Source organism: Paenibacillus popilliae ATCC 14706, from assembly GCF_000315235.1.
GTDB lineage: Bacteria > Bacillota > Bacilli > Paenibacillales > Paenibacillaceae > Paenibacillus_B > Paenibacillus_B popilliae.
The window spans coordinates 1-13541 of sequence record NZ_BALG01000101.1; the positions used below are offsets into that span (position 1 = coordinate 1).

Below are 13541 nucleotides of genomic sequence, written 5' to 3' on the forward strand. Positions count from 1 at the left end.
CCCTGATTGGCGAAGGGTGTGTCGGTACGGAGAAAATCGTGCTGATTAAGCCGATGACCTATATGAATCTATCAGGCGAAGCAGTACGAGCCTATATGGATTATTACAAGGCCAGCCCGGTAGACCTGACCGTATTGTATGATGATATGGATACCGAGCTGGGCAAAGTCCGCCTGCGGTATCAAGGAAGCTCCGGCGGGCACAACGGCATCAAGTCGCTGATTCAGCACTTGGGTACGCAATCGTTCAACCGGGTTCGTATGGGCATCTCTCGCCCGCAGCCGGGACGCGAGATCGTGGATTACGTCCTATCGCCCTTCGCCAAGGCCGAGCGCAACAAGCTGGGGGAGGCCATTGACAAAACCTGTGATGCGGTCGAATTCGCGCTGACTCATTCTTTTGATCAGACGATGGCCAAATTTAACGGGTAATCCGGCTAAATGCGCCCTATCCGGGACATACTGAGTAACTGAATCGGTATAATCACGCGATAGGGGGCATATACATGTCTGTGAATTATGTCTGCAAACATTGTCATACGTTAATCGGGCGCGTCGAAGGGGGCGAGATCGACGAGACGAGACTCGGCTTTCATCTGCTGACTGACGCAGAGCGCCATGAATATATTAAGGTTCATCCCAATGGAGACGTAACGGTGCGAATGACTTGCGATTTTTGTACAGAAGCAATCCAAATGCACCCCGAATTGTCCTTGCTATCATCGCCTTTGCAATGATAGCTTGTTGCATGCGAACATACGTCAGCCTTGGCTTGCCGCCGAGGCTAAATTTGGACGGACCCGAAAACTATATAACCCTGAAAATATGATTACGCGGGTAAGAAAGAGAGGCCTGTCCTTTGTTAAACGCACTCATGAAAGCATTATCTGGAGAGCGGGATATCGACTCCATCGTCGAAGGCATTCGCAGCGGGATGAAGGAGCAACTGGTATCCGGCCTGGCCGGTTCGACGCGGCAGGTCATGATGGCTGCTCTGTATCATCAGTTGGAGCGGCCTCTGCTGGTCGTAACGCACAATATGTTCTCTGCGCAGAAGGTAGCAGAGGATCTGCAAGAATGCTTGTCTGCGGACCAAGTATTGTTGTACCCGGCGAATGAGCTTATCGCTGCGGAAGCGGCCATATCCAGTCCGGAAGTGATTGCACAGCAGATAGAGGCACTGACTGGTATCGCCCGCGGTTTTCGCGGGATCGTCGTAACTCCGTATGCGGGGCTGCGACGGTTTTTGCCTGCCCGGGAGACGGTGGCATCCTCTCAATTGTCCATCGCCGTGGGCGACGAGGTGAAACTAGATTCCTTCCTCGAGTCCCTCGTCTCTCTCGGTTATGAGCGGGCTGAACGGGTGGAAGCGGCCGGAGAATTCAGTGTCCGGGGCGGCATCGTCGATCTTTACCCGCTGACATCGCCTCATCCGTACCGGATCGAGTGGTTCGACGATGAAATCGATTCGATCCGTTCCTTCGAAGCGGCCGATCAGCGTTCGGTGGAGAAGCTGAAGCAGTTGAATATCCCGTCGGCCAAGGAATGGATTGCCGACAAGACACGCTTCGCCCAGGCGGCCGAAGCGGCTTCCGCACGTCTGGAGGAGCAGCTTGCCCGAATGACCGATCGCCAGGTGAAGGAGAAGCTGCAGCAGGAGATTGGTCACGATATCGAGCGGCTGCGGGGCTCTTCCTATTTCAGTGAAATGTATAAATACGTGTCGCTGCTCTATCCGGAGCGGCATACGCTTTATGACTACATGCCGCAGGACACGCTGCTTCTGATAGACGAGCCGGCCCGGGTCATGGAGACGGCCAAGCAGTTGGAACGCGACGAAGCGGAGTGGAGCACGCATCTGCTTCAGAACGGCAAATCGCTGCCGTCGTTGGAGCTGGGCCTCACCGCTGACGCAGCCATGGGAAAGCGTCCGTTCCAGACGCTGTACCTGGCGCTATTCCTGCGTCAGGTGCCGCACACCCAGCCACAGAACATTATCAATGTCATGTGCCGGACGATGCAGAACTTCCATGGGCAGATGAATGTGCTCAAGGCCGAGATGGAACGGTGGAAAAAAGCGGGGGCGAATGTCATCATTCTGGCTAACGGACCGGAGCGGGTAGAACGGGTGCGCCGGGTGCTACAGGACTACCAAATCCCGGAGCCGACGATTATGACCGGCAATCTGCAATCGGGCTTCGAGCTGCCTTCGATCCATCTCGTTGTTATCACTGAAGGCGAGATGTTCTCCCAGAAGCAACGCAAGACGCGGCGCGCCGACGCAAGCATGAAGTTGGACAATGCGGAGCGAATCCGCAATTACACCGAGCTGAAAATCGGGGACTACGTCGTCCATCAAAATCATGGCATCGGCAAATATATCGGCATTGGCACCTTGGAGATCAACGGCATTCATAAAGACTATCTGCATATTATGTATGCCGGGGGCGACAAGCTGTCCGTGCCGGTCGATCAGCTTCATCTCATTCAGCGCTATGTCAGTTCGGAGGAGAAGGAGCCGAAAATATACAAGCTGGGCGGAACGGAATGGACCAAGGTCAAAAACAAGGTCCGTTCATCGGTTAAGGACATTGCCGACGATCTGATTAAGCTGTATGCTGCTAGACAAGCCTCGTCCGGCTATGCCTTCGACAAGGATACGTCGGAGCAGCAGGATTTCGAGGATCTGTTCCCGTATGAAGAGACGCGGGATCAACTGCGGGCGATCGCCGAGATTAAGAAGGATATGGAGCTGCCGCGACCGATGGATCGGCTGTTGTGCGGCGATGTCGGCTATGGCAAGACCGAGGTCGCGGTGCGCGCCGCCTTCAAGGCGGCTATCGAGGGCAAGCAGGTGGCGATCCTCGTGCCGACGACGATCCTGGCACAGCAGCACTACGAGACGTTCCGCGAGCGCTTCGCGGACTATCCGTTCCATATTCAGGTGATGAGCCGGTTTCGGTCGCGCAAAGAACAGAACGAGACGATCAAGGGGTTGAAGACGGGGAGCGTCGATGTGGTCATCGGGACGCACCGTCTGCTCTCTCAAGATGTCGTGTTCAAGGAGATTGGATTGCTGATTGTGGATGAAGAACAGCGCTTCGGGGTTACGCACAAGGAGAAGCTGAAGAAGCTGAAGACGAATGTAGACGTGCTAACGCTGACGGCCACGCCGATACCGCGCACGCTTCATATGTCGATGCTCGGCGTGAGGGACTTGTCTGTCATCGAGACGCCGCCGGAGAACCGCTTCCCGGTTCAGACGTACGTGCTGGAGTACAGCGATTCGCTGGTGAGAGAGGCGATAGAACGCGAGCTGGCGCGGGACGGCCAAGTGTACTTCCTGTTCAACCGGGTTCAGGGCATCCATCAGATGGCGGATCATATCAAGATGCTGGTGCCGGAAGCGAAGGTGGCGGTGAGCCACGGCCAGATGTCAGAGACAGAGCTGGAGAAGACGATTCTTGACTTCCTGGACGGGGAGTACGACGTGCTGGTCAGCACCAGCATTATCGAGACTGGGGTGGACATCCCGAATGTCAATACGCTCATCGTGCACGACGCGGACAAGATGGGCTTGTCCCAGCTGTATCAGCTTCGCGGGCGCGTTGGCCGCTCGAACCGGATCGCCTATGCGTACTTCACATACCAGCGCGACAAAGTATTGAATGAGGTCGCAGAGAAGCGCCTCCAAGCGATTAAGGAGTTCACCGAGCTTGGATCCGGCTTCAAGATCGCGATGCGCGACCTGTCGATTCGGGGCGCGGGCAATCTGCTGGGCGCGGAGCAGCATGGATTCATCGCTTCGGTCGGCTTCGATCTATACTCGCAGATGCTGGCGGATGAGATCAATAAGCGCAAGGTTGAACTGGATGGGGTCGCCATTCACGACCAGCAGGAGCTGTCGACGATCGTCGACCTCAATATCGACGCCTATTTGCCGCCGAATTATATTTATGATAGTATTCAGAAGATTGAGATTTACAAAAAAGTTGCCGGTCTCGCCTCATTGGAGGAAGTCGAAGAATTGCGCGATGAACTCATCGATCGCTTTGGTGAACCGCCGCTTGCCGTCTTGCAGCTGCTTGCCGTCGCACGGCTGAAGCTGCATGCGAGGCAGTATGGATTGGAATCCATCGTGCAGCGTGGGGATACGGTCACCATGAAGGTCCACCCTTCGGCTGAACCATGGCTTGACCGTAAGAAGCTGGCAATGATTGCGGCCCGGATCGATCGGCGTATCGTCGTCGATCGCGAAGCGCAGGGAACCGTGAAAGTCAATGTGCGCGGGTTGGATGGATTGCAGCTGCTGATGCAATTGGAGCAATTCATGCTCGAAGCTACAGATGCGATCAAAGCGAAGGGAGAATTACAACATGTTGCAAAATAAACAGACACGCTCCAAAAAATGGCTGCTGTTCGCACTGTCTGCCGTGTTGACGCTATCCGTCCTGACGGGATGCGGCAAAAAGGATACAACGGAGGCATCGAAGGATGGAAGCAAGGTGGTAGCTACTTATGAAGGCGGAGAAATTACCGAGGACGAATTCAAGAAGGAAAAGGCCACTATGCTCGTGTTCACTCCCGAGTATGAGCAAATTATCGACATGGACCAGTTCCAGGAATATCTCTTGACGCAGCAGATCGCTTCCTTGTACCTGGAGAGCCAAGCGTCCGACAAGGCGAAGAAGACGGGCGAAGAGAAGGCCAAGGAACAGTTGGCTCTGATGAAACAGCAGGCCGGCGATGATCAATTCAAGAAAATTCTGGATGCACAAAAGCTGACCGAGGCCGATGTAACGAAGTACATGACCCGGATGTTGACGGTCAATCAGGATTTCAATGACAAGGTCACCGATGATCAGTTGAAGGCCGAATTTGAGAAGAACAAGCAGGATCTGACTGTAGCGACCGTTCGCCACGTGCTGATCGGCTTTGAGGATAAGAATGGAAAAGAGCGCACAAATGAAGATGCGCTCAAGCTGGCCAAAGATATCGAAACCCGTCTGAAGAAAGGCGAGGACTTTGAGAAGCTGGCCAAGGAATATTCGGATGACAGCGGATCGGCTGACAAGGGCGGCCTGTACAAGGATGTGGCGGTAGGCAATTGGGTGTCTCAATTCAAGGAGGCGGCCTTAACGCTGCCGATCAACGAGATCAGCGAGCCGGTCGAGAGCGATTACGGGTACCATGTGATCCGGGTTGAAGCTCGTACGGAGAAGACGTTCGACAAGCTGACCGACGCCGAGAAGACGTCGCTGCGGACCGCTGCCGCATCGGAATTGATGAACGACTTCGTGGAGAAAGATCTGGACAAACTCATCAAGAAGATCGATCTACCGAAGACCGAGGAGGAGCCGAACGCATCCAAGGAAGAGCAGCCGGCTGACTCAACAGACGAGAACAAGGATACGGAGCAGGACGATAAGAAAACCGAGACGCCACAGGACAACAACGCGGCAACAGACAAGAAAGAGGACAAGGCGGAAGGTACGAAATAAAGTGATTGCCAGTGTGGCTGTCCCCAGTGTCGGGGACGGCTCTTTTTTTGTGCCCCTGCCTAGGGATAAAGACCTAGATGAAGTTTCTATTCGACAAAAACAGAGTTTTAGGATAAAATTATCCAATGTTAACGGCAGTAAGTGTGAAAAATTTGAGAAAGTAGAGAAAATATGTCGTTATTTGTCGTAAAAACGTGAGATGTTTTGCAGTCAACCGGGCATGAACGGAGTATCATGCAATGTATAAGAAGTTGGGAGCAGATGAATACTATGGTCAGAGTTTTGAAACGATACCGCATCTCTCCTAAAAATAATAATTCAGTTGACCTTTAAAACTAATCTTGGAAAGCGGGGCAACCTTTAATGAAAGCTACTGGTATTGTTCGTCGTATTGATGATCTCGGACGCGTAGTCATTCCCAAAGAAATTCGTCGTACACTGCGTATTCGCGAAGGAGATCCACTTGAAATTTTCGTTGATCGCGACGGGGAAGTCATCCTTAAAAAATATTCGCCTATCGGGGAATTGGGCGATTTCGCCAAGGAATATGCGGAATCTCTGTATGAAAGTACAGGGCATGTTACGATGATTTCCGATCGCGACATCATCATCACGTTGGCTGGAGGCTCGAAGAAGGAGTTTTTGGACAAGCAGATCGGCATGCTTCTGGAAAACTGCATGGACAACCGTAAGTCGGTACTAGAGACGAATTCCGGCAATTATGAGATCGTAAAGGATCATCAGGAGACGTTATCTTCTTTTGTCGCTGCGCCGATTGTGTCGGGTGGTGATCCGATTGGAACGGTCGTGCTGATGAGTCGGGATGATGGCGTCAAGATGGGCCAGATGGAAGTGAAAATGGCAGAAACGGCTGCCGGGTTCCTCGGAAAACAAATGGAACAATAATCCGCTCCGGCGGTGCATCGCTCCTGCTCGTGAAGGGCCGCCCCATGGGGCGCATATCTTCTGAAGCGGGAGTTTTTTGTTCCGGGAGCCAGGCTCTGTCCGCCGCAGCGGCCTATGATATAATACGTGTACATTAAAATGCGCGTAAGGAATCATGGACGAGCGGCAACCTTTGGATTCGGATGGGCGGGAGACAAGCATGGGGCGTACAACAGGAAGGCATGCCATATCCGGCGCCTTGATGCTGGGAGCGGCGGCGGTGTTGTCGAAGATGATCGGCACGCTGCAAAAGATTCCGCTGCAGAATATTGGGGGCGACGGTGTTTTCGGCATCTACAACGCCGTATATCCCTTTTACGTGCTGTTGGTGGTTGTCGCCTCGGCAGGCATCCCTGTCGCCGTGGCCCGTCTCATCGCCGAATGCGAAGCGACGGGGGACGAGACGGGATCGAACCGCGTGCTGTACGCCTCCTGCCTCTTGATGAGCATCACCGGGCTGATTGGCTTCCTCGCTCTGACCTGGGGAGCCGAGACGGTCGCTTCGTGGATCGGCAACCGCCATACCGTGCCGGCGATACGCAGCTCGGCCTACGCGCTGCTCGTCATGCCGCTGGGCGCTGCCCTGCGGGGCTACGACCAAGGGCGGGGACGGATGGAATCGACGGCCGCTTCGCAGGTGGCGGAGCAGACCGGCCGGGTGGGGATCATGATCGCGCTTCTGCTCTATTATGTGAGCCGGGAAGCGCCGGAGGAGACGATTGCGGCCGGCGCCACCTTCGGCTCTTTCGCGGGCGGCGTGTGCGGCTTGGCGGCGATGGCCTGCTTCCGGTGGAAGGAGCGGCGTTCCGCCGCTTCGGCAACCCGGGCCATATCGGCAGCGTCCGCCCCGGCGGCATCGCCGACAATCGGCGGCTGGATGTGGCGGCTGGCCCGGACGGCCTTGCCGATCTGCCTCGGCGCCATCGTGATGCCGGCCGTGAACGTCGTCGATGTGTTCACGGTGCCGCGCCTGCTGGCCCGAAGCGGGCTCGGCGAGGCGGGAGCGCTGGCGGAGTTCGGCGTCTACAGCCGCGCTTTCCCGTTGGTTCAGCTCGCAACGATGGTCGCCAGCTCGCTCGCGGTCGGCCTTGTGCCGTCCGTGGCCGATGCCGCCCGCCGCGATGCGGGCGAACTGCGGGAGCTGCTGGCGTCCGCGCTGCGCTGGACCTGGTTGATCGGCTGGGCCACGGCGACGGGGCTGATCGCTCTAGCCGAGCCGATCAATGTGGCGCTCTACACAAATGCCACCGGCATGGCGGCCTTCGTGTGGATTGCGTCCACGGCGGTCAGCGGCATGCTGCAGGCCGTGACCGCCCCGCTGCTGCAGGGCATAGGAGCCGTGCGCGCCCCCGCCCTGATTTTGCTATTCGCTGCCGGCGTGAAGGCGGCGATCAATCTGTGGCTGGTGCCGGCCTATGGCATCGCCGGGGCCGCCATGAGCTCGGCCGCCTCGCTTGCGCTCGCGGCGGCGCTGAATGCGGCCGCGCTGAGCCGCGCCAGCGGCGTACGCTACGCCGCCTGGGGCGCCCGGACCGCGCGCCTGGCGCTGGCGCTCGCCGTCATGGCCGCGGCAGCGCGTCTCCCTGCGCTCGCCCCGGCTGCGCTCGGCCTTGGCGTTCGCACAGGTGCCCTGCTCGCGGTCGCCGGCGGCGTGCCGCTCGGCGCGCTCGTCTTCGCCGGGCTGGCGCTGAGGCTCGGCTTCGTGCGGCCGCACGAACTGGCGGCCCTGCCGCGCATCGGACCGGCGCTGATCCGGATCGCGGCCAAGATCGTGCCGCGGAACAGGTAACGGATGGTTCTCCCCAGGGAGAGCCTAGACAAGAAGGAGGCATTCCCATGTCAGGAACAATCACGGTCGTCGGGCTTGGCTCCGGCGACACCGGACAGCTGACGCTGGACGTATGGACCAGGCTCCGCCAGGCGGGATGGCTGTATGTGCGCACGGAGCGCCATCCGGTGATGTCGCTGCTGCAGGAGGAAGGGACGGCATACCGTTCGTTCGATGAGGTGTACGAAGCGAAGGACGATTTCCCGGCGGTGTACGAGGAGATTGCCCAGGCGTTAATTGCAGCGGCACAGGACGGCGGCTCGGTCGTCTACGCGGTGCCGGGACATCCGATGGTGGCGGAGGCCACCGTGAAGCTGCTGTCCGAGCGCTGTCCGGCCGAAGGCATCCGGTTGGAGATCCGAGGCGGCGAGAGCTTCCTCGATCAAGCCTTTATCCGGCTCGGTTTCGATCCGATCGAAGGGTTCCAGCTCCTGGACGCGAGCGGACTGAAGCGCTCCATGTTCAATCCCTGGTTGCACACCGTTATCGGACAAGTGTATGATACGTTTACAGCTTCTGAGGTGAAGCTGGGCTTGATGGAAGTATATCCGGATGATTACGAGATCATCGCCGCTCATGCGCTCGGCGTCGAGGGGCAGGAGGAAATCCGCCGCGTGCCGCTATTCGAGCTTGATCGGCTGGAGGGCTACGGCAGCCTGTCGCTCATCTACGTGCCCCGTTCGGAGGCGGACGAGGTGCTGAACGGCACGTTCGACAAGCTGCACGAGATCGTGGCGACGCTGCGCAGCCCCGAAGGCTGCCCGTGGGATCGGGAGCAGACGCATCAGTCGATTCGCAAAAACTTCATCGAAGAGACCTATGAGGTGCTGGAAACGATCGACGATGACGATCCCGTCGGCATGCAGGAGGAGTTGGGCGACGTGCTGCTTCAGATTATGCTGCATGCCCAGATGGAGGAAGAGACGGGGACCTTCTCGGCGTATGATGTCATTCGGGGCCTGAACGAGAAGCTCATCTTCCGCCACCCTCATGTGTTCGGGGACAAGGCGGCCGCCGATTCGGAATCGGCGCTCCGCAATTGGGAGCAGATGAAGGCCGAAGAGAAGCGGCGCAAGGGACGCGACGCGGAACGCAAGTCCATATTAGATGGGGTGCCGCGGGACTTGCCGGCGCTAATGAAGGCCCGGGAACTGCAGCACAAAGCGGCCAAGGTCGGCTTCGACTGGGATCGGATCGAGGATGTACTTGACAAACTGGCCGAAGAATTGCAAGAATTGCGAGAGGCGATCAGTTTGGCAGAGACGGCAGGGGGCGGGGAGAAGCACCATGCGCATGCCGTAGAGGAACTGGGCGACGTGCTGTTCGCGGCAGTAAATGCGGCAAGATTTCTAGGAGCCGACCCGGAAGCGGCGTTGACGGGGACGAACCGCAAATTTATTCGTCGTTTTCAGTATATTGAGGAACAGCTTCGTATAGACGGCAAATCTTTTGACCAGACTGATTTACTAGAAATGGAGAAGTGGTGGCAGGAAGCGAAGCAATTGAAGCCTTGACCGGATCGGCTCAGCGGCCTGATACCCCTTATTTATCGTCAGAATATGAAAAAGTGCCGTAACCGGGGAGGATTTTACTCGCAAAGCAAGAATACATACATGCGAGAATACAACAGGGATTGTATTTTGCGACTCCGGCATCAGCCGCGAGCCCAACACACTCTATTGAATGAACTAATAGGATTGGGAGGCCAATAAACATGAACAAGACAGATTTGATCAACAACATCTCGGATAAAAGCGGATTGACCAAAAAAGACGTAGAAGCAGCATTGAACGGCTTCTTCGGCGAAGTTACCGAAGCATTGTCCAAAGGCGACAAAGTGCAACTGATTGGATTCGGCACATTCGAGACTCGCAAGCGCGCAGGCCGCACAGGCCGCAACCCGCAAACCGGCAATACGATCGAAATTCCGGAATCCACGGTTCCGGCGTTCAAAGCGGGCAACAAGCTTAAAGAAGCTGTAAAATAATGCGGCTCGACAAATTCCTGAAGGTGTCGCGGCTCATTAAGCGGCGTACCGTAGCCAAAGATGTGTCCGAACAGGGACGCGTCATTTTGAACGGCCGCGAGGCGAAGCCGAGCACGACCGTCAAGGTGGGAGACGAGATTATGGTTCAGTTCGGGCAGAAGCTCGTTACGGTCCGCATCGAACGTCTCCAGGAGACGACGAAGAAGGAAGAAGCAGCCGGCATGTACACGCTGCTGAAGGAAGAGCCTATTCCGCGATCGCAGGATCTGGAATGGTAATCGCCATGAATCCATCAAGCACGGCCCTTTTCCAATAACGGGGAGGGCCGTGCTTGTGCTTTGCCGCTTTGCCGGGAGGCTGCAGAGGGGCTTCGAACGCGGTGGAAGGGAAAATAAGTCTTTGAATCTCTTCTCCCTGTTTCCTATAATAGACGTATAACCAAATACACATTCCGTCGGCATTCGGCGGGAGAGGTTCGCAATCTCCCTCTATAAAAAACTAAGGCTGACAGCATCCGTTTGGGCATGGTTCTCCCTTGGTGTTGTCTTGTTCTGTAGAGGAATAAGAAGGGATGGACACAGGATGAATGATGCAATGAACCGCAAGGAAGCAGCCGCAGATCGGGCTGCGGGCACAGCCGTCCGGGGCAAGCCGCAGGAGAAGGCGGTCGTCGTCTTTAGCGGCGGGCAGGATAGCACGACCTGCCTGTTCTGGGCGCTGGAACGCTTCGATACCGTCGAGACGGTTACGTTCGACTATGGACAGCGCCACCGCAGCGAGCTGGAGCATGCGAAGCGGATTGCAGCCAAGCTGCAAGTGCCGAACCGTGTACTCGACATGACGCTGCTCAATCAACTGGCGCCGAATGCGCTTACCCGGGTCGATATCGACATCGCCCAGGAGGAGGGCGAACTGCCGAACACGTTCGTCGAGGGGCGCAACCTGCTCTTCTTCTCATTCGCCGCGATCTACGCGAAGCAGATCGGCGCGCGGCATATCGTAACGGGCGTCTGTGAGACCGACTTCAGCGGCTATCCCGATTGCCGAGACGTATTTGTCAAATCGCTGAACGTCACGCTCAATCTGGCGATGGACTACGGCTTCGTCCTTCATACGCCGCTCATGTGGCTGAATAAGGCTGAGACCTGGCGAATGGCAGATGAGCTGGGGGCGTTCGACTTCGTGCGTACAGAGACATTGACCTGCTATAACGGATTCCCGGGCGACGGTTGCGGACAATGCCCATCCTGCAAGCTACGGCGCGCCGGGCTGGAGGACTATCTCGCGGAGAGAGCGCAGAAGGCGGGGGCTAGGGCATGAACAGACCGGGCCCGTTCCGCATCGTAGAGAAGCTGCAGCAATACGGAACCGATATATCTCGCGAGTCGCTGCGCTACCACAAGCGCCGCGTACTCGTCAGCAAGGAATTCACCTTCGACGCGGCGCATCATCTGCACGCCTACGAAGGCAAGTGCAAAAATCTGCACGGTCATACGTACAAGGCCGTGTTCGGCCTGAGCGGCTATACGAATGACATTGGTATCGCCCTTGATTTCGGAGATATCAAGGAGATCTGGAAGGATCGGATCGAGACGTATCTCGATCACCGTTACTTGAACGAGACACTCCCCCCGATGAATACGACGGCGGAGAATATGGTCGTCTGGCTGTATGAGCAGATGAGCGCCGCGCTGGCAGAGGAACCGTACCGCGCCCGCTGCGAAGGCGGGCGGGTCGAGTTCGTCCGTCTCTACGAGACGCCGACCAGCTATGCCGAGGCGAGACGGGAGTGGATGGAGCAATGACCATCCCGGTGCTGGAACTGTTCGGACCGACCGTGCAGGGTGAAGGCATGCTTGTCGGCCGGATGACAATGTTCGTGCGCACGGCAGGCTGCGACTACCGCTGTTCCTGGTGCGATTCCGCCTTCACGTGGGACGGATCAGCGAAGGATGAGATTCGCAGCTTGACGGCGGAAGACATCCTGCGGGAGCTGAACACGCTCGCCGCTGGCCGCTTCGATCATGTCACGATCTCGGGCGGCAATCCCGCCCTGCTCCCGGGCATCGGCGATCTTGTGCATCTGCTTCGAGAGCACGGCATTTGCACCGCAGTGGAGACGCAAGGCTCGCGGTGGCAGGAATGGCTGCTGGACATCGATGACGTCACGCTATCGCCGAAGCCGCCCAGCTCCGGCATGAGCACCGATGAAGCGCGGCTCGATCCGATCGTGAGCGAACTGTGGGAGCGTCCGGATCGGAAGGGGCTGTGCCTGAAGATTGTTGTCTTCGACGAGCGCGATCTCGAGTATGCCATCCGCATGCATGAGCGGTATCCGGACATTCCGTTCATCCTACAGACGGGGAATGACGATGTGCGAAGCGCGGATGACCACGAGTTAATCCGGAAGCTGCTCTGCCGGTATGAATGGCTAATCGAGCAGGTCGCCGCCGATCCGCGACTGAACCGGGTCCGGGTGCTGCCGCAGTTGCACACGCTCGTATGGGGCAACAAGCGCGGCGTATGACAGGAGGCAGGCCTGTCGTCAGGCCGCTTGCAAAGGGAGCGGCCCTGGTGCGGAATCGGGGCGCTTATAAATTCGGCACGAATAACCGATATAGAAGGGGAGACAATGGCATGACAGGCAGGAATGAAGCAGAATTGCAACTGAAGCATCTTGGGGGGAAGACGGAATACGCGACCGACTACGCGCCTCATGTGCTGGAGGCGTTCGATAATAAGCACCCGGATCGCGATTATTTCGTCAAGTTCAACTGTCCGGAGTTCACCAGTCTCTGTCCGATGACGGGGCAGCCGGACTTTGCGACGATGTACATCAGCTACATTCCGGACCGGAAGTGCGTCGAGAGCAAGTCGCTGAAGCTCTATATGTTCAGCTTCCGCAATCATGGCGACTTCCATGAGGATTGCATTAATATCATTATGAACGATCTGATCGGGCTGCTCGATCCGAAATATATCGAAATATGGGGCAAGTTCACGCCGCGCGGCGGCATTTCTATCGATCCGTATTGCAATTACGGCCGCCCCGGCACGAAGTTCGAGGAGATGGCGGCTTATCGTCTGATGAATCATGATTTATATCCGGAAACGGTCGACAACCGGTAGGAAAGGTTGTTCAAAAAGTCTATTTTGATCACGAAGCCGACTTGAGCAAGCAACTCGACATCGAATCTTGCATTCACTTTCGAGAAGCGTATGCTTCCGAAGTATGATTCCTTGAGAAACATGGTAGCTGCTACGAATAGAGAATTGTTGGA

General features: G+C 56.8%; 13 protein-coding genes and 1 riboswitch. All 13 genes read left to right on the forward strand.

The window, feature by feature from the left end; all coding sequences use genetic code 11:
- The coding region (gene pth / locus PPOP_RS08845; protein WP_006285907.1) for an aminoacyl-tRNA hydrolase at window positions 1-431 on the forward strand (431 nt) is incomplete at its 5' end.
- 74 nt (window positions 432-505) lie between these two features.
- Window positions 506-736 carry an anti-sigma-F factor Fin gene (locus tag PPOP_RS08850; protein WP_006285909.1) on the forward strand — a complete coding sequence of 77 codons (231 nt, stop codon included), beginning with the start codon at window positions 506-508 and terminating at the stop codon, window positions 734-736.
- 122 nt (window positions 737-858) lie between these two features.
- Window positions 859-4389 (forward strand): transcription-repair coupling factor, encoded by a 3531-nt coding sequence (mfd, locus tag PPOP_RS08855; protein ID WP_042228076.1) that lies wholly within the window; start codon window positions 859-861, stop codon window positions 4387-4389.
- On the forward strand, window positions 4376-5500 hold the full coding sequence (locus tag PPOP_RS08860; protein WP_006285911.1) for a peptidylprolyl isomerase: 1125 nt from the start codon (window positions 4376-4378) through the stop codon (window positions 5498-5500). Before mfd ends, PPOP_RS08860 begins: the two co-directional genes overlap by 14 nt.
- A gap of 363 nt (window positions 5501-5863) precedes the next feature.
- The gene (gene spoVT, locus PPOP_RS08865; protein WP_006285913.1) at window positions 5864-6406 is read left to right on the forward strand and encodes a stage V sporulation protein T; all 543 of its coding nucleotides are present in this window, start codon (window positions 5864-5866) and stop codon (window positions 6404-6406) included.
- 199 nt (window positions 6407-6605) lie between these two features.
- Window positions 6606-8234 carry a putative polysaccharide biosynthesis protein gene (locus PPOP_RS08870; RefSeq protein WP_042228079.1) on the forward strand — a complete coding sequence of 543 codons (1629 nt, stop codon included), beginning with the start codon at window positions 6606-6608 and terminating at the stop codon, window positions 8232-8234.
- A gap of 47 nt (window positions 8235-8281) precedes the next feature.
- Window positions 8282-9787: a bifunctional methyltransferase/pyrophosphohydrolase YabN gene (yabN, locus tag PPOP_RS08875; protein ID WP_006285917.1), complete on the forward strand. Its 1506-nt coding sequence runs from the start codon at window positions 8282-8284 to the stop codon at window positions 9785-9787.
- A gap of 200 nt (window positions 9788-9987) precedes the next feature.
- Complete coding sequence (locus PPOP_RS08880; RefSeq protein ID WP_006285919.1) at window positions 9988-10260, forward strand: HU family DNA-binding protein; 273 nt, start codon at window positions 9988-9990, stop codon at window positions 10258-10260.
- Entirely contained in the window at window positions 10260-10538 is a 279-nt protein-coding gene (locus PPOP_RS08885; RefSeq protein WP_006285920.1) for an RNA-binding S4 domain-containing protein, read from the forward strand. Before PPOP_RS08880 ends, PPOP_RS08885 begins: the two co-directional genes overlap by 1 nt.
- 186 nt (window positions 10539-10724) lie before the next feature.
- Window positions 10725-10768, forward strand: a riboswitch (PreQ1 riboswitch).
- An 86-nt stretch (window positions 10769-10854) separates the two neighbouring features.
- Window positions 10855-11580 (forward strand): 7-cyano-7-deazaguanine synthase QueC, encoded by a 726-nt coding sequence (gene queC / locus PPOP_RS08890; RefSeq protein ID WP_006285922.1) that lies wholly within the window; start codon window positions 10855-10857, stop codon window positions 11578-11580.
- Window positions 11577-12065: a 6-carboxytetrahydropterin synthase QueD gene (gene queD / locus PPOP_RS08895; RefSeq protein ID WP_006285923.1), complete on the forward strand. Its 489-nt coding sequence runs from the start codon at window positions 11577-11579 to the stop codon at window positions 12063-12065. Before queC ends, queD begins: the two co-directional genes overlap by 4 nt.
- Window positions 12062-12787, forward strand: a complete 726-nt coding sequence (gene queE, locus PPOP_RS08900) for a 7-carboxy-7-deazaguanine synthase QueE (RefSeq protein ID WP_006285924.1) — start codon at window positions 12062-12064, stop codon at window positions 12785-12787. Before queD ends, queE begins: the two co-directional genes overlap by 4 nt.
- A 110-nt stretch (window positions 12788-12897) precedes the next feature.
- A complete protein-coding gene (gene queF, locus PPOP_RS08905; RefSeq protein ID WP_006285925.1) occupies window positions 12898-13389 on the forward strand; it encodes a preQ(1) synthase in 492 nt (163 codons plus the stop codon).
- The last annotated feature ends 152 nt before the right edge of the window (window positions 13390-13541 follow it).